Origin of the sequence: Paenibacillus sp. FSL A5-0031, from assembly GCF_001956295.1 — a bacterium.
Classification (GTDB): domain Bacteria; phylum Bacillota; class Bacilli; order Paenibacillales; family Paenibacillaceae; genus Pristimantibacillus.
Window position 1 is genome coordinate 158,981 of the sequence record NZ_MRTD01000008.1, and the last position, 16,912, is coordinate 175,892.

Annotated in this window: 17 protein-coding genes; 9 read left to right on the forward strand and 8 right to left on the reverse strand. The window is 48.1% G+C overall.

The annotated features are described in order from the left end of the window. Positions 1-5 precede the first annotated feature (5 nt). The 4 genes from BK120_RS16000 to BK120_RS16015 form a co-directional block, all read right to left on the reverse strand. Positions 6-1,379 (reverse strand): allantoinase, encoded by a 1,374-nt coding sequence (locus tag BK120_RS16000; RefSeq protein WP_076268493.1) that lies wholly within the window; start codon positions 1,377-1,379, stop codon positions 6-8. 203 nt (positions 1,380-1,582) lie between these two features. Next, positions 1,583-2,656, reverse strand: a complete 1,074-nt coding sequence (locus BK120_RS16005) for an ABC transporter substrate-binding protein (RefSeq protein ID WP_076268494.1) — start codon at positions 2,654-2,656, stop codon at positions 1,583-1,585. Positions 2,657-2,713: 57 nt separating this feature from the next. After that, complete coding sequence (locus BK120_RS16010; protein ID WP_076268635.1) at positions 2,714-3,568, reverse strand: ABC transporter permease; 855 nt, start codon at positions 3,566-3,568, stop codon at positions 2,714-2,716. Between the two features lie 41 nt (positions 3,569-3,609). After that, positions 3,610-4,371, reverse strand: a complete 762-nt coding sequence (locus BK120_RS16015; protein WP_076268495.1) for an ABC transporter ATP-binding protein — start codon at positions 4,369-4,371, stop codon at positions 3,610-3,612. Positions 4,372-4,589: 218 nt separating this feature from the next. On the opposite strand from BK120_RS16015, the gene BK120_RS16020 reads away from it, so the two are divergent. After that, complete coding sequence (locus BK120_RS16020; RefSeq protein ID WP_076268496.1) at positions 4,590-6,260, forward strand: PucR family transcriptional regulator; 1,671 nt, start codon at positions 4,590-4,592, stop codon at positions 6,258-6,260. 206 nt (positions 6,261-6,466) lie between these two features. On the opposite strand, the gene BK120_RS16025 is transcribed toward BK120_RS16020, so the two are convergent. Continuing rightward, entirely contained in the window at positions 6,467-7,264 is a 798-nt protein-coding gene (locus BK120_RS16025; protein ID WP_076268497.1) for a YheC/YheD family protein, read from the reverse strand. A 193-nt stretch (positions 7,265-7,457) separates the two neighbouring features. On the opposite strand from BK120_RS16025, the gene BK120_RS16030 reads away from it, so the two are divergent. Genes BK120_RS16030 through BK120_RS16040 form a run of 3 tightly spaced genes read left to right on the forward strand, consistent with a single transcriptional unit; the run spans position 7,458 to position 10,707 of the window. Beyond that, complete coding sequence (locus tag BK120_RS16030) at positions 7,458-8,708, forward strand: phenylacetate--CoA ligase family protein (RefSeq protein WP_076268498.1); 1,251 nt, start codon at positions 7,458-7,460, stop codon at positions 8,706-8,708. A 13-nt stretch (positions 8,709-8,721) separates the two neighbouring features. Beyond that, entirely contained in the window at positions 8,722-9,669 is a 948-nt protein-coding gene (sbnA, locus tag BK120_RS16035) for a 2,3-diaminopropionate biosynthesis protein SbnA (RefSeq protein ID WP_076268499.1), read from the forward strand. Positions 9,670-9,717: 48 nt separating this feature from the next. Then, on the forward strand, positions 9,718-10,707 hold the full coding sequence (locus BK120_RS16040) for a 2,3-diaminopropionate biosynthesis protein SbnB (protein ID WP_256710913.1): 990 nt from the start codon (positions 9,718-9,720) through the stop codon (positions 10,705-10,707). Between the two features lie 129 nt (positions 10,708-10,836). Here the strand turns inward: BK120_RS16040 and BK120_RS16045 are convergent, their stop codons facing one another. After that, the gene (locus BK120_RS16045; protein ID WP_076268500.1) at positions 10,837-11,202 is read right to left on the reverse strand and encodes an IDEAL domain-containing protein; all 366 of its coding nucleotides are present in this window, start codon (positions 11,200-11,202) and stop codon (positions 10,837-10,839) included. A 224-nt stretch (positions 11,203-11,426) separates the two neighbouring features. Then, positions 11,427-11,663, reverse strand: coding sequence for a DUF6953 family protein (locus BK120_RS16050; protein WP_054026129.1), 237 nt, complete (start codon positions 11,661-11,663; stop codon positions 11,427-11,429). Positions 11,664-11,867: 204 nt separating this feature from the next. On the opposite strand from BK120_RS16050, the gene BK120_RS16055 reads away from it, so the two are divergent. The 5 genes from BK120_RS16055 (at position 11,868) to BK120_RS16075 (ending at position 15,328) form a co-directional block, all read left to right on the forward strand. Continuing rightward, entirely contained in the window at positions 11,868-12,317 is a 450-nt protein-coding gene (locus BK120_RS16055) for a MarR family winged helix-turn-helix transcriptional regulator (protein ID WP_076268501.1), read from the forward strand. A gap of 53 nt (positions 12,318-12,370) precedes the next feature. Continuing rightward, a complete protein-coding gene (locus BK120_RS16060) occupies positions 12,371-13,348 on the forward strand; it encodes an aldo/keto reductase (RefSeq protein WP_076268502.1) in 978 nt (325 codons plus the stop codon). A gap of 86 nt (positions 13,349-13,434) precedes the next feature. After that, positions 13,435-13,926 carry a hypothetical protein gene (locus BK120_RS16065; RefSeq protein ID WP_076268503.1) on the forward strand — a complete coding sequence of 164 codons (492 nt, stop codon included), beginning with the start codon at positions 13,435-13,437 and terminating at the stop codon, positions 13,924-13,926. 179 nt (positions 13,927-14,105) lie between these two features. Next, a complete protein-coding gene (locus BK120_RS16070) occupies positions 14,106-14,582 on the forward strand; it encodes a glutathione peroxidase (RefSeq protein WP_076268504.1) in 477 nt (158 codons plus the stop codon). A gap of 248 nt (positions 14,583-14,830) precedes the next feature. Further along, entirely contained in the window at positions 14,831-15,328 is a 498-nt protein-coding gene (locus BK120_RS16075; protein WP_076268505.1) for a MerR family transcriptional regulator, read from the forward strand. 109 nt (positions 15,329-15,437) lie between these two features. On the opposite strand, the gene hisS is transcribed toward BK120_RS16075, so the two are convergent. Continuing rightward, positions 15,438-16,727 carry a histidine--tRNA ligase gene (gene hisS, locus BK120_RS16080; RefSeq protein ID WP_076268637.1) on the reverse strand — a complete coding sequence of 430 codons (1,290 nt, stop codon included), beginning with the start codon at positions 16,725-16,727 and terminating at the stop codon, positions 15,438-15,440. Positions 16,728-16,912 lie beyond the last annotated feature (185 nt).

The following is a 16,912-nucleotide window of genomic DNA, read 5'->3' on the forward strand; positions in this document are numbered from 1 at the left end:
TAAGCCTAGCGCCTAACCCACTCGCCTTGCATACTCTCGCTTAACCCTTCCGATTCTTCATAGACAAGGCGACCCCTTACATAGGTAGCCTTTATTTTGCAATGAAGCTCTTCACCGACATACGGACTATGCTTATGACGTTGATACAGCTGCTCTGCTTCCAGCGTATAAGATTTGTTCAAATCAATCAGCACAAGGTCAGCGTCTGCGCCAATGCGTATTTCACCCTTCGAATCTTGCAGTCCAAATCGTCTTGCCGGCCCGCTTGCCAGCAGCTCGCTGATCAGCGTGAGCGGCATCCCCCGCTTCACATGGCCTTCTCCCACAACGAGCTCTACCGAGCTTTGCGCTCCGGCGATACCGCCCCAAGCATTAAAGAAGTTGTCCGCCTCCTTCATCGAGGCTGGACAAGGCGAATGATCCGAAGAAATCATATCCACTCGCCCTTCGGCAACGGCATTCCACAGCTTCGCCCGCTCCTTGGCATCTCGCAGCGGCGGAGAGCATTTCGCCACCGCTCCCTTATGATCCAAATCAGCCGCCGTTAAAGCTAAATAATGCGGACAGGTTTCAACCGTAACGTTCATCCCGCGCTCACGCGCAGCCGTAATCAGATTAATGCCCGCCTCGCTGCTAATATGAACAAAATGAAGCGCACAGCCCGTTTGCTCCGCATAAAAGAGTGCCCGATTGATAGCCTCCAGCTCAGCAATAATAGGCCGCGAGGCCACATAGTCAGCAGGCGTCAATCGTCCTTCCGCCCGCATCGCTTGACCAAGCTTAGCTACAATCGGCTCACTCTCGGCATGAAGAGCTAGCACCTTGCCTAGACCCGCGATGATCTTCATGCCTTCGAGCAGCGTATAATCATCCACCTCTCGAAACGCATCCTCACTCGGATCACCCGGCGATGACATGAATGCTTTAAAACCAACCACTCCAGCTTCATCCAAAGGCGCAAGCTCATGCAGCTTGCCAGGTACTAAACCGCCCCAGATGGCATAATCCACATAGGAACGCCCCTCTGCAGCCGCCAGCTTCTGGTGCATAGCATCCACAGTGACTGTAGGCGGAATGCCATTTAGCGGCATATCCACATAGGTGGTACAGCCGCCAGCAGCGAGAGCAGCAGACCCCGTCTCAAAGCCTTCCCACTCTCCCAAGCCCGGCTCATTCAAATGGACGTGTACATCAATCATGCCAGCCATAATCGTTAAGCCCGCTGCATCCACTACCAAATTCGCCTCTATATCATCGAGATTCTCGCCAAGCACAACAATACGCCCCGCTTTGATTCCTATGCCCAGCATTCGCACTTCATCCTTCAATACGACGCTGCCGTTTTTGATCAATACATCCAGTTTCTCTCGTCCGACCATCTCACCCTCCGCCTTTCATTGCCCAGTCACTTTTATGCCGTTTATGAGCCGAATCTGCCAAATCGCAAAGCAGCTGCGCTGCTAATGAAATAAACCGCGGACAACGAGGTCCGCGGCCCTATTAACTACCTATTTGTGTAAAACTAATCTTCAAGGATATGAACATGTTTTAGCCGCACTCTATTACTTTTTCAGCTCTACTTCTATTTCAGCTCAGTCACGATCAAGCTTGCATCTACCTCTTTTAGCAGGCTTAGGTCATGGTAGGAAGCTGGTGCAGGGATCGATTTAATGTTGCCAACCGACTTTAGATATTCTCCGACAGCCGGGCCATTGCTTCCAAACACATAAGTATCGCCGACTTCCATGGAATACACATTCCGTGACATGATTTGTGTCAGTTCTTCCTCACTAAGGTGCAGCTCAGGCGCTAATGTTTTAATCGCTTCCTCACGGTTGTCATTGATATAATCCGTCGCTTTCTTCAAAGCGCGCAGGACAGCTTTTAAAGTGTTCGGGTTTTTCTTAAGGAAATCATCTGAAACTTGGATCGTCGTATGCACGCTCATCCAATTCACATCACCTTGCTTATCAGGAAGCTCGCTCTTCGTACCGCTGAAGAGGAACTTGCCGCCGCCTTGGATCGCCTTCGTAATGAACGGCTCCCAAGCAGCCAGCGCATCGATGTCACCCTTCTCCAAAGCGACAACCGCGTCGCTCGGTGCAAGATTTACATATTTGATTTTGCTTGCGTCTACGCCAAGCTCTTTAGCCATGTTATTGATTGCAATCGTAACGTCAGCACCGCTTGGAATACCAATCGTTTTTCCTTCAAGATCCTTCGCGCTCTTCAGCTCAAGCTTGCTTGAACCTACAACCGCTTGCGTGCCAGCAATTTGTGCGAGCGGCGCAATGATTTTGACCGGAATGTCTGTTGATTTCAAAATAATATCCATAAAGTTCGTTTGAATACTTACAGGTGCGCTGCCGCCGGCAACCATCGGTCCGATATCCGGCCCGCTCTCGATCAGTTGACTCGTTACATTAAGTCCTTCTTCCTTGAAATAACCAAGCTTGTCGGCAATAATTTGCTGCGATGAGATTTGTGCATCACGAACACCAACTAGCGTTAGATCTTTCATCTCAAGCTCAGTGGATGCCGGCACATTTGCATTTGCATTTGCCGGCGCCTTCTCATTGCCGCCGCACGCAGCAAGCACAAAAGTTAACGACGTAAGGACAATTGCAGATTTAAACCATTTTCCCGATTTTTTCATTGGTATTCCCTCCACTTATCTCTTTTTAGTTGTACTGCTTCAGCTTCGTATGTAGCGTTACTTCTCGATGGCATCTCGAAGTCCGCCTTTACGCCAAGCCATTACCCTCTTCTCAACCAGCTTCAGCAGGTAAGAGAACAAGCTATATTCTAGGCCAATCAGAATGATGGCAATGAACATATTCGATATTTTAAAATAATTTCTCGCATCTACGATGATATAGCCAAGCCCTGATTTGGCCCCCATCATCTCGGAGACGATGAGCGCCGAGAAGGATAAGCCCAGACTCACCTGCGCGCCAACGAGAAAATTCGGAATGGCCGACGGCAGCATCACTCTCGTAAAAATTTGCCGCTCCGTCGCACCCAAGCTGAGCGCAGATCGGATCAGCGTGGAAGGCACCGACTTAAAGCCGTCCAGCGTGTACACCAGCACCGGAATAAACGTCGTCCACGCAATAAGCAGTACCTTCGGAAACTCACCGATCCCGAACCAGATAATAAACAATGGCAGCAGCGCTAAGGTCGGAATCGGGCCAACTAAGTTGAGAATGGGCGAAAACCACCGTTCAACCGTTTTGAACTTGCTCATGATGACGCCAACCCCTACCGCCACCGCACTTCCGATGACAAACCCAAGTGCAATTCGAATCGTACTAGAGACCAAGCTGTCTGTAATAATCCCCGTCTTCGCGAGCTCCCAGCCCTCCGATAGCAGCACGGTCGGTGCAGGAAGAAAGTTAGGATTAAAAAACTTTGCCGTTTCATTCACTCTAGAGAACAGCTCCCAAAAAACGAAAAACATAATGGATGGGAGAATGTTATATTTCTGAAAGAACTGATTCATCGCCGATGGCCGCTTGCCTCGCGCCTGCTTGCTTATTACCGTCGTCCCCGTCCGTGAAGCCTGCATGCTTCCTGTGTCCTTCACGGTAGATAATTTGGCTCCGTTCATTATGACCCCACCTTTGCTTGCGCTAGCTCCAGATGCTCCTCATCCATAAGAACCCGTTCAATGCGGCTCATCATTTCGCCAAAACCAGCAGAATGGGAAGATCGCGGATGTTTAATTCCGACCTCAAAAATTTCTGCAATTTCACCACGCTTCATCACGACAACACGATCCGCGAGATAAACCGCTTCGCTTATGCTGTGTGTCACGAACAGAATTGTTGGTTTGAGCTGGCTGCAAATCTTTTGCAGCTCTACTCGCATCGTCTCTCGCGTCAGTACATCAAGTGCGCCAAACGGCTCATCCATTAGCAAAATGTCCGGCTTGCTCGCAAGCGCCCTTGCAATGCCTACCCGCTGCTTCATGCCCCCCGACAATTCACCAGGATAATGTCCGGCGTATTGTTCCAGCCCTACCAGCTTCAGAAACTCCATTGCGGTTTCCTTCGCTTGCGCTTTTGGCATCTTCTGCACTTCTGGGCCGAAGGCAATGTTGTCCTTTATGGTCATCCAAGGGAATAAGGCATGATCCTGAAATACCATTCCTCTCGACTTGGAAGGACCCTTAATTTCTTCTCCATCTACCGTAATCGCACCATCATCAGGCAGAAGGTAACCCGCAATCATATTTAACAGCGTCGATTTGCCGCATCCGCTATGGCCAAGTATGCAAATAAACTCATGCGAGTTAACTGTGAGATCTACATTTTTCAAAATCGTTCTGCTTCCAAAGCTTTTCCCAACCTGATTCACTACTAATTTCATTTGTACCAACCCCAATCCCTTGTTGTTGTCAGGTTATATAACATAAAATTGTTTTGTAGCTACATCATAATCCGAATCCATGTCATTGTCATTGTGCATAGTAGCTAAAAATATCCCGTATTCCTTGCATAATCCGCACAATCATATATTTACACCCCGTTGCATAGATGATATATTGTGTCATATAATCTAACATAAATAGCATTGGCGGTGTGGTTATGCTCCTAAAAGAACTCTTATCTCTCCCGGTATATGCGAATGCAAAAATACTTGCCGGACATGATGGCATGACAAATAGCGTCCAATCGGTCAACATCATGGACGCTCCAGATATTATTAACTATTTGAAACCGCAGGAATTGCTTCTCACGACCGGTTATGCGATGAAGGATCAACCAGAGGCGCTGCTCTCACTCGTCAAAAGCATGGCTGAGTTCGGATGTGCCGGTCTAGCGATTAAGACCAAACGTTTTTTGCAGGAGGTGCCAAGCGACGTGCTTCAGTGTGCGGAAAAGTTGCATTTCCCGATTATCGAGCTGTCACTGGCGCATTCGCTGGGTGATATATGCAACGACTCGCTTAGCCATATTTTGGAGAAGCGCACGGATGAGCTGCATTATGCCTTGACGACACATAAACAGTTTTCACAAATGATCATGCAGGGCAAAAGCACCGTCGACGTCATCGAAGCGTTGTCGCTTCTTATCGACTCTCCGGTTATGCTGATTAATCCACAAGGCGGACTTCTACATCGTTCAAACGCTATGACAACGGAATTGTATCTTGCATTGTCGTCCGATCTTCAAGCGGAGCTGATCTCACCCTCGCTGCACAGCTCTTACAGCATCCCATTTACTTCTCAAGCTTTCATTGGCGCACCTTTTACAGCCGTTGAGCTGTACCCCATTGTTACCTTTCAGCTAGAAGGATTGTTGGTCGCTTTGACGAGCGACAGCAGCAAACACTTCAGCAACTTAACGAAACATGCAATGGAACAAGCCGCCAACGTTATCGGGCTCGAGCTTATCAAGAAGCAAGCGGTCAAAGAGCGGTCGCGGCGTTATAAAAATGAGTTTTTCTCCGACTTTGTTGACGGCCTCATCACCTCTGAGCAAGAGCTTATTCATCGCAGCAAAAACTATGATTTGTTGAATCATCCCGTTTACGTCAGCATTGTCGCTAAGCGCGACACCTCTTTTGATTCTTTTCGTCCGCCCAGCACACTCGAATCTGATGGCCGCTTTATATCCGAGCGCGACCGCCATTACAATGTGCTGAAAGGCGAGTTTTCGAAGCTTGATTTGCGTTTTGTACTTTTTACGAAAAACGAATACTTCTGCTTCCTTATCGCGCTTAAGGCAAATCAAGATGCTGCCAAAGGCACCGAAGATAAGTTTTTAGGGCAGCTGAAGCAAATGGTGCTTTGCCTAAGCGAGCAGCACGGCATCCCCATCTCGATTGGCATCGGGAATCCGGTATCACAGCTTACACATGTCCCATTATCCTATAAGGAAGCGATCGAAGCGCTGCAAACAGGCTACGACGCGCGAAAGAAGCAGTTTGTCCAACCTTACCGCGCCAAAGATTTCAGCAACTTGCTGCGGATGATCCCAAAGGAGGAGCTCAAGGAATATTACGAGGAGACGTTCAAGGATTTATTAAGCATTGAAGGCAAGGAGCGCAGCGATTTAATGAAGACGCTCAGCACCTTCTACGATACGCATTGTCAGCTTGCCGAAACGGCAAAGCAGCTGTTCGTGCATCGCAACACCGTCACCTATCGCCTCGAAAAATGCGAAAGGCTCACCGGCCGCGATTTGCGCGATCCCGTGGAGAGCCTTCGCTTCCGCACCGCATTTTCGATGCAGTCGATGTTCATGACAGACTAAGTGCAAACTTGAGCACTCGACTCGTATTACTTTCCACGCTGTAAGGGCATATTTGTGCTTACCAGCAAGTTTTTGAGCTGCCTCGTATGCCAAATGCACCTAATAAGCATATATATGTGCTTATTAGGTGCTAACTCTGGCACTTAGGTGCTGCAAGAGCATCCGCGCCCTTAAAGCGGTTAGTCGAGCTTGCCCACCGCACCGCTCTACCTAACCCCGCGCTTCGCCTTTTTACAGTTCAGCTTGTAGGTTTTTCCGTACGCCTTGCCGTAGCGTACGATTTTACGAAGCATCGATTGGTCGTCAAGCAGTAAGAACGGGCATGGATCAGGCAGCGTATTAACTTCAAGTATCCATGGCTTAAGCTCGCGATCAAGCGCAAGATCAACACCTAATTCCTTAATGCCGGGATACGTCTGGTGGAGCTTCATCGCGGTGAGAACGCCAAGCTTATCCATCCCACTCAGCATCCGCCGCCTCACTGGCGCACTCATATATCGCTTCAGCAAATAGCCCGTTGGATAAATTGTTCCTCCCTGACTGCCATTCGTTACAATTTTCCGAGGATGAGCTACTCTGCCCAAAGTTCCCGTCGCCTCCCAAACCCCGTGCGGCGACTGCTGCACCACGAGCCTTATATCAAACGGACGTCCCTTATGCCTCAGCAAGCGGATCCCTTTTTGTACTAGGTAAGCCTTCCTTTTTGAATCTCTCAAAATAGACCGATAAACCGCCTTATAGGTGAAAAAAGCCAACTTTCTCTCTCCAAGCTGGTACGAATAGGGCCGAAAGCCCTCCTCGTCAAGCTCTACCCTCATCACACCTCTGCCCTGTCCACCTCTGATCGGCTTTACATACACCATCCCCCACTGTTTCAACATTTTACGCAGACTCTTCCTTGTCATCATCTCCGCTTCCGGCAAATGATTCTTTAACACCGAGTCACGTCTCATCACTTCCGATTTGGCCCACTTATCCGCAACCGTACGACGATGTTTTTTCATAAACGATATAGCAGCCACCCTCTCTCTCTCACAAGATACTACTGCCTCATGATTCACTCTTAATAGCATACGAAGCTTGAACGAAATGGATTTAGGCGTTTGTCCCCATAATCAGAACCTAGAGGCGCAAACGACATATGCTTAATTAACGCATTCATTCGAGATATTTGTCCTACAGGAGGCTCAACACCAAATGTCACCATTAGCTCTGCTTCATCCGCATATCAAGCGAATCGTCCAGCATCACCCCTGGTACATCACCCTTCTTCAACAGGATGGAATAGATCCGCAAGTTTGCCAGTTGTCTGATCTTCCGCTCATCACGTCGGACATTTTGGAGCAGCATTATTTTACGGGGAGAGCTCGAGAAGAGGAAGGTTTGTCCGTTTACAGAACCTCAGGCACTTCATCAGGCGTTCGCAAGGCGATTTATTATTCAAAGGAAGATGACGAGAGTTATATCGATGCAAAAACAGCCTGCTTTCAGGATTGGCTGACCGCCAGCGCCAGCATAGCCAGCACTGACGCTGAACCTCCCGTTCCTATTCGCAGAGCGTTAGCCGACATGGGTACAGGGCATGCAGCAAATACAGCGCTGACCATCTTTGACCAGCTCGGCCTAGCGGCAGACTCCCTGTCGTTCTCGCTCCCGATTGAAGAGCATATTGCGAGGCTGGAATCCTATCGTCCAGAGCTTCTATATACGATGCCATCGATTTTGGATGCTATCGTCTCTCACGCGGAGGAACCAAAGCAGTTTGGCATCAAAAAAATTATAGTGGTCGGCGAAATCGCCCCGCTCCAGTGGCAGCACAACATAGCCGAACGGTTCGGAATCGAGCCGCAGCATATTTTAGACACGTATGGCTCGATTGAAGTTGGAGCGATCGCCTCCTATTCACATGAGCTTGGGCTATATGTCATCGCTGATGGCATCTATGCCGAGGCAATACCGGCGGAGCAAATCGACGACAGCTTTGAGCCGCTTACAGAGAACGAAGCCGTTCTCGTATTGACCTCTTTTGTACGTTCATTGTTCCCAGCCGTGAGGTATGTCACCTACGACGTCGTGCGTGATTTCCAAACCATCTGCATAGACGGCAAGCAGCGGCAATGCTTCAGCTGTATCTCCAAGCGAATCGGTACAGATCTGAAGCATGGGGAAAAAATCAGCCTATACGATATCGAAAATGTCGTGCACCAATACATCCATGACGCTCAGCTTCGAGTAAGACTCCGCGAGAATAAGCTGCATGTTCATATTCAAAGCAAATCGCTGAAAGATGAAATGCTTGTCCATATTAAGCATGCCATCGAGCATAAAATTGGGGACATTGGACAAATGATTCAAAATCGCATGCTTGAGGGCATTACGGTAACACGCGCAGCGGAAAATGAACAACTTGAACGCGGGACGGTGAAATCCAAAAAAATTTATTTTTAAGGGGTGCTGGCCTTTGGAGAGAAATTTGTTGTCCATCATCGGGAATACGCCGCTTGTTCAGCTCTCGAAGCTGTTTGCGAACGATCGCGGCATTAAAGTATTCGCAAAGCTTGAATTGCTAAACCCGGGAGGCAGCGCGAAAGACCGCTCCGCCGCCCGTATTATTAATAAAGCATGGGATGAAGGATTGATCGGGCCCGGCTCCGTCATCATTGAGTCCAGCTCAGGGAATATGGCGATTAGTCTCGCTGCCATCAGCTCCTACCTCGGCATGAAATTCGTAAGCGTCATTGATCCGAAGGCGACGCAGCAAAATATCCGCATCATGCGTGCTTATGGCGCAGAGATCGAACTGGTTGAGGAGCCTGACATTGAGACAGGTGAGTTTCTGCCCGCAAGGTTAAATCGAGTACAGCAATTATTAGAGCGCATCCCCAATAGCTTCTGGCCGAATCAATATGCGAATAAAAACAACTATTTGTCTCACTATGAGGGTACGATGCACGAAATTGCTGAAGAGCTGGGACATGTCGATTTTGTTGTCGGCGGCGTCAGCACCTGCGGCACCATGTTAGGCTGCTCGCAATATGTGCGCGAGCATAAGCTATCCACGAAAGTGGTTGCTGTTGATGCGGCAGGCAGCGTTATTTTCGGAGGAGTGAACGGCAACCGCCGCTTCCCGGGACTTGGAACAGGAATCATACCGCCCTTTGCCCAGACGAGGTTTATGGATCAAGCTATAAAGGTAGCCGATAAAGATATGGTCGATGGCTGCAGGCTGCTCGTTGCGCAGGAATCGATTTTGGCAGGACCTTCCTCTGGCGCGATTATCCATGCCTTAAAATCGATCGAGCACGAGCTGCCCGATGATGCCATATGCGTCGTTATTATACATGATCGCGGAGAGCGATACATGGATACCGTATTCAACGATGAGTGGGTAAAGCAGCAATTCGGCTGAATTCGCTCTGAAATTCAGCACACTCCCTAATCCAAAAACGAGAGGAACATGACCGTGCTATATCTCGGCGATGAACATATTCGCACGATCGGATTGCACTGGGAAGAGCTTGTTGACAGCATAGAGGTTGCGGTGCAAATTATCGATTCAGGCGATTATGCACAGCCGATAAAGCCCTACCTGCGTTATCGCAATCCAGCTAATCGTATCATAGCTATGCCGGCTTACATCGGCGGATCGGTAAAGACTGCCGGTATGAAGTGGATCGCCAGCTTCCCAGGCAATATCGATTCCGGTTTGCCAAGGGCACACAGCGTCACACTGCTCAACAACGCAGAAACAGGCATTCCTTACGCCATGCTGGGCACCCCGCTGCCGAGCGCTGCCCGGACAGCTGCAGTCAGCGGTTTATTCATCCGCCATTATCTAAAAACACGTACCGCATCAAAACGCTTAAAGGTTGGAATCATCGGCTTCGGGCCTGTAGGCCGCCTTCATTATGATATGTGCTGCCGCTTATTCGGGGAGCATTTAGAGGATATACAGGTGTATGATATACGCGGATGCGAGCTGGATAACCCTGAGCTCTCTGCTGTGGACGCTGCACTGCGCCATCGTACGCGTCTCGCCAGCAGCTGGCAGCAGTTATATAACGAGTGCAATCTCATTATTAATTGCACAGTAAGCTCTCAGCGTTATATCGATACTCCTCCCGCTGAAGGCACTCTTCTGCTCGATGTTTCTTTACGGGATTATACAGCAGCAGCTATAAGCGGCATTAACGCGATTATCGTCGACGATTGGAATGAGGTTTGCCGCGAAAATACTGACATTGAGCTGCTGCATCTTGAGAGCGGCTTAACAGAAGCACAAACCAGCTCCCTAACCGATGTGATTTGCCGCGGAGCGCTTGCCAGCATCTCCGATTCGGAGCCTATATTATTTTGTCCGATGGGTATGGCCGTGTTTGATATGGCGATAGCCGATTATTTCGTCCAGCGAGCGCAAGCGCTTGGAATCGGACTACAGCTGAAGTAATGCTCCCAGCGGAAAAATGGCTATATGCCGCTTCTCGGGTATACAAAAAAAGGATGACACCATCGGCACGCATGGCATCATCCTTTTTTTCGTCGGTGCTATGATGTGATAGGAGGCAAGCCTGCTCGATCAAGCAGATTGACCAAGTCGATTGACTGGAAATGAATATACCTTCGAACGTTCTCCAGCCTCAGCCGCTTCTTCGCTAGCCTTCTTCGCATTGGTCAGCTCCATAAACCAAGCTTCGTCCCATGTATCTAAAGCTAAGTCAATTGCATTTTGAAAAACCTGCGCATCATTTATAGTAATTTCGGATACGTTTTTGAGCCATGATGAACGAACGGCTACGGTTTTCCCTATAACCTCTACGTTATCCGACTTTACAACGCTCACGGTTACAAATCCTTGCAAAATATCGATGGTTTCGACAAAACCATGAATGAGCTCGCCATCTTTTGTTTTACCTTGTACCCAATCGCTTATGTTGAATTTCATCTCCAAACACCACCTATCCCTAATAGTAAGAATACCCCGTTAACTGTAACTTTTTTTGGTACACTTGCTTTAAAAAAGTAGACGCTTCTTTTATGATTAAGCTACGTCCTATTGGTGACTTCCATACTGTAAGTTTAATAATTACAGTTACCTTTGTCAAGTTGTTCATGAGAAATGGACGTTTTGGCTTTAACGCCCAGCTTCCCACTACAATAATATGCAGTTTAGCTCCAGCCCCAGAAGAACCCGTCTCTCTCCCAAGCGGCCTTCCCCTTATGAAGCTTACGGAACACTTTTTTCACTTCTTTGTCGATTGAAGCGTTGCCGTGCTCATTCACATATATAAACGATTCGCCAAAATGGCTTTTTATATGCTCAACTGCGGCGCTTTGATGCAAAATCCCTTTTTCCTTCAATTCGTTCAGCATCCATTCTGCAACCTCATTAGCAGTATGCGACATCGCTCTCACTCCTTCATTAAATAAACGCTGTAACTATAGCACACTTCGTCCTTCCTCTACAATATAAGGAGCCGCTGTGCGCATTGACAGTGTATTGTCCATTCCTCTATATTATATTTATCACAATTTAATTTTGTTAAACTTAGAACATTAGCTCCTTGCCTTTTAAACAAACAAATTCACCTTCCCACGGAGGACAACAACATGGACAGCAACGAAATTTTAAAACTGGACAATCAAATATGCTTCGCTTTTTATGCCTGCTCTCGAGAGATTACTAAGCTTTATCGCCCAATGCTCGAGAAGATCGACCTTACCTACACGCAATACGTTACAATGCTCGCCCTATGGGAGCAGGATCATGTCACGGTAACCGCTCTTGGCAATAAGCTTTATCTGGACTCAGGCACGTTAACCCCTCTTCTTAAGAAGCTGGAGGCTGCAGGACATATAACGCGTACGCGTGACCGCAACGATGAACGCAGCGTATTGGTGGAACTCACAGAGCAAGGCCGAGCGTTAAAGGAACAAGCCGTCGATATTCCTCATCAGCTCGCATGCAAGCTTGACGGCACACCTGAAGAAGGTGCTGCATTGCTGGAACAAATGCATCAGTTCCTAGACCGAATACAGCAAGGATCAGCTAGAGCATAACGGAAAAAGACAGCTGCCAATTACTTATTCTGAAATTCTGAAGGGAGCAAGCCATGACATTATCTACGGTTAGGCCATTTGGCCAAACGAGTTTGCAGTTATCTCCGCTTGGCCTTGGCTGCTGGCAATTCAGCAATGGCAAAGGGCTCGTCGGAAAGTTTTGGCCCGCTCTGAAGGGCGAAATCATTAATGATATCGTAAAAACAAGCTACGAAGGCGGTATTAACTGGTTTGACACCGCTGAAATTTACGGAAACGGCCAATCCGAGCAGCTGCTCGCCAGCGCTTTGCGCGAAGCCCTACCAGCAGAAGATAAGGTCTATATTGCGACCAAGTGGTGGCCGGCAATGCGTACCGCCAGCAACATTGGCCGTACAATTGATGTGAGAATTAAACAGCTTGAGGGGCGTACAATTGACCTCTATCAGGTGCATCAGCCCTTCTCCTTCTCTTCAGTGAGCAGTGAGATGAAGGAAATGGCGAAGCTGGCCGCTGCCGGAAAAATCAAAAATATAGGGGTAAGCAATTTCTCCGCTAAACAAATGCATGAGGCCGATCGCGTTCTGCGAGAGCATGGCTTGCAGCTCGCCTCCAATCAAGTAAAATACAGCCTGCTTGACCGCCGCATCGAGAAAAATGGTATTCTCGAGACGGCGCAAGAACTCGGTTGTGCAATCATTGCTTATTCTCCGCTTGAACAGGGTATATTAAGCGGGAAGTTTCATCACGATCCTTCTCTGATCAAAGCAATTAGCGGCCCGCGCAAATGGAGCTCCGCTTTTCAAACAAACGGCCTAAAACGATCTAAGCCGCTTATTGATTCGCTTGAGCAGGTAGCTGCTCGTTATGAGGCTACGGCAACACAAATCGCGTTAAATTGGCTCATCCATGCTCATGGAGATACTGTATTCGCGATTCCCGGAGCATCAAAAATTCACCATGCCGAGCAAAACGTGAAAGCTATGCGTTTTAAGCTGACAATAGATGAAATTAACGAAATTAGCGAAGCTTCAGCACTTGCAGCTCGCTAATCCCGCCTCTCGATTCAAAGCAAGGAATGCAGGGTATAAGTAGATGTAACCTCATTCTAGCTTAGATACGAGAGGAGAACTCCCCTATGACGACAGCCATTGGAGTATTTGACAAAGAAGAAGGTGTCTTGGAAGCGATCAAACGGTTTCAAGCAGCGAGAACAAATAGACATAATCTTAGAATCGTTCTGAAGAACAAGGAATCGGCTCCGCTTCTTGTTTCCGATTCAAGCATCCCTATTGAGGAAGTTTATGAAATTCGAGAAGCGCAAGAGGTGAACCAAGCCGGAACGATCACTCCGCTTAGCGCCGCACCATTTGCAGCAGGTTCAGGTTATACCGCCGGAAGCACTGGCATAAACGGCGGCCCTACCGGCATAGCCGCAGGCACAGTGAAGCTCGATAATGAGCCTGACACCAAAGACGTGCTCCATGATATTGGCATAGAAGACAAATTCATCGAACCTTGCAAAGAAGCTATCGATCAAGGCTACTACTTGCTAGTGGCTGACACCGATAACGAAGCCGCAGCAGGAGCCTTGCTACTTCAGTCGGGTGCATATAAAGTTCTTTATTAAAAGCAAGCCAGAGGCTGTCCCTAGCAAATAGGGGCGGCCTCTTATTCATTTAAAGACCAATGAAAACAGCCTCTGGCCACATGCTAACTCGCCTCTATTTATTTCATTTGACACCTCTATATAGATTGAGTACAATTAAATTATAAAAAATATAAAATCGGTTAATGGAGGTTGTTCCTATGTCCTTATACAATATTGAAGTAAAGACTATTAGAGGCGAAAAACAGACTCTAGCCCCTTATAAAGGCAAGGTCATGCTCATCGTGAATACAGCTACCAAATGCGGCTTCGCCCCGCAGTTCAAAGGACTTCAAAAACTTCATGACACCTATAATAAACAAGGCTTTTCTGTACTAGGCTTCCCCTCCTCGCAATTCGCCAATCAAGAGCTTAGCGACGACAGCAAGGTTGCAGAAGCATGCGAAATCAATTTCGGAGTATCGTTCCCTTTATTCTCCAAAGTGGATGTAAACGGCAGCACTGCGCACCCTTTATTCCAGCACCTGACGAATGAAGCGCGCGGCTTCCTCGGCACAAGGTCGATCAAATGGAATTTCACCAAATTTCTTGTCGACCAGAACGGTAAGGTACTAAAGCGCTTCGGATCAAAGGATACACCTGAGAAAATCGAACGATATGTACAGAAGCTGCTGTAAAGTTCTGTTAAGGTCTTAACCTCTCCAGTTAATATATCCCGCAAATAAAGAAGCCTTCTTCCCCACTCAAAGTGTGGATAAGAAAGCTTCTTTTTTAATTGCCGCAATATTCGCGTTACTGCTGCGAGCATGAAAAATCAATCGGATGATCACTTCTTTTAGCGATTAACCACTACCTTTGTCAGCCGTGCAGGAGAGCATGTTTTCGGCACGAATAACTCTAGTAATTAATAAGCGAGGTGATGACAATGGCGTTGTTAAAAACCAAAGAAGCCGCTCAGCTTCTTGCTGTCAGTGAAACAACAGTCAGACGTTGGATATCCCAGTTCCCCTCTTCTTTCGGTAAGGATACGCTCGGTCACTATACCTTTGATGAGACGGCTCTTCATAACCTGCAGCTGATTAAGCAAGAATTGGAGGAAGGGATCAGTCTGCAAGACATAAATCTTTCTCCCGTTCCACAAGATCTGCAGGCATCTGCACCTGTATACGAGGATCGAGAGGAACTGCTCCATCGACTGAGCCGTTTGGAAGCTTCCCTATCCCAGAAAGCGGATGAAGTCGTCACTTACCAGCTTCTGAGCCACCGGCAGGAGCTCGATGAGCTGCGGCTCGTTCTGACTCAGCTAACCGCAAGCATGGACGCTCTGCAATACCCCAAGCAGCATATCGCCGCCGCATCGCTTCCAACAAAGGATCGCACCAAACGACGCAAGCTGATCAGCATCCTATTCCCTTTCCTATAACGACTAATCCTCTAGCTCTCGTAATGTCTCATGACGGGCAGCCAAGCTAAAGAAGACGACGAGTACAACTTGGCTGCTCCAATATAAAACTTTTTTAACTTATTGATCCTTATCCACTTACCTTTTCTAAAATATAAATAGCTTCGTCGACACTCATTTCCCTTTCGACCCGCTCCTCCATATCCTTCAAGCGCACTAAGCCCGCCTTCCATTCCGCCTCTCCCACCAAAAGAGCGTAACGTATGCCGCTGTTCGCTACCGATGCAAGTATATTTTTCAGCTTTCGTCCGCTAGAATCGAGCTTCACTCGAATGCCGCTCGCACGCAAATCCGCTGCGGTTTGCAGCAGTTCTGCCGCCGTTACGCTTACGGGAATGAGCACTACGTTAACCGAAGTGTTCGCTGCAGCAGCGTAACGTTCTTCAAGCAAAGCCATAATTGACTCCATCCCAAACGACAAGCCGACCGCTGCATACTCAGCATCATCCCTGCCTATAAGCTGTCCAATAATGGCATCATACCGACCGCCGCCGCCAAGGCTTGATGCGAAGCCGTTCGAAGCATCAAATATTTCATAAACCGTACCTGTGTAGAAAGACAACCCGCGTGAGAGAAAAGGGTCAAACACACAAACAGACTCTAATCCAAGCTTGCACAAAATATCACGAACCTCGATTACTTCCTGCGCCCCAGCACTATATTGCAGGTCATATTTATCTATCAATGTCTCTAGTGTAGGCTCCTCCAGCTCAATCAACTCTAAAATCGCAGCGATGACCCCGTCAGCCAAACCCTTCTCAGCAAGCTCCGCCTTTACACTGTCTATTCCGATTTTTGCGAGCTTATCCAAAGTCAGCATAACCGACAACAAATCCTTTCCTTGGACGCCAATTGCTGCAAGCATTTCGCCAAGAAACCGCCTATTATTCCATTTTAATTGGATATCCAGCTCTAGGGTGCGAAACACATCGACAGCCAGCTGCATCAATTCCACCTCAGCTTCCGGCCCCTTCACCCCAACAACATCCACATCACATTGCAAAAATTCTCGCAGCCGCCCGCGTTTAACGGGACCATCGCGGAATACCTTCCCCATTTCATATCGCTTGAAAGGCAATTCAATACTCGGATTTAATGCCATCACCTTGGCAAAAGGGATCGTCAAATCATAGCGCAAGCCTAATCGTCGTTTTCGCTGATCTGTAAGCTGGTACATTTCCTTAACAATCTCATCGCCGCCTGCATATTTGGATGTCAAGAAAGCAAGATCAGTCAGCTCGGTAGACACCATCTCATCAAAGTCATACAGCTCAAACTTTTCCCGCAGAGTCTCCTGAATCTTTCTTCTAAGCGCTTGCTCCCTGCCGTAATAATCATAGGTTCCCTTTACATTTTGCATCACGATCATTCCTCTCACTGCATTATTGGAATAAAAAAAACGCGCAGGACCTCTTGGTCCTGCGCGCATCGTATGCTGCAGGGAGGCCAACGCGAGAAGCGCTAGCCCACCCTGAATGTTGATCAGGGGTGCTAACGCTTGGTGAAATGATGAAGCTGATTCAATTGGAAAGTGTACATAAGACC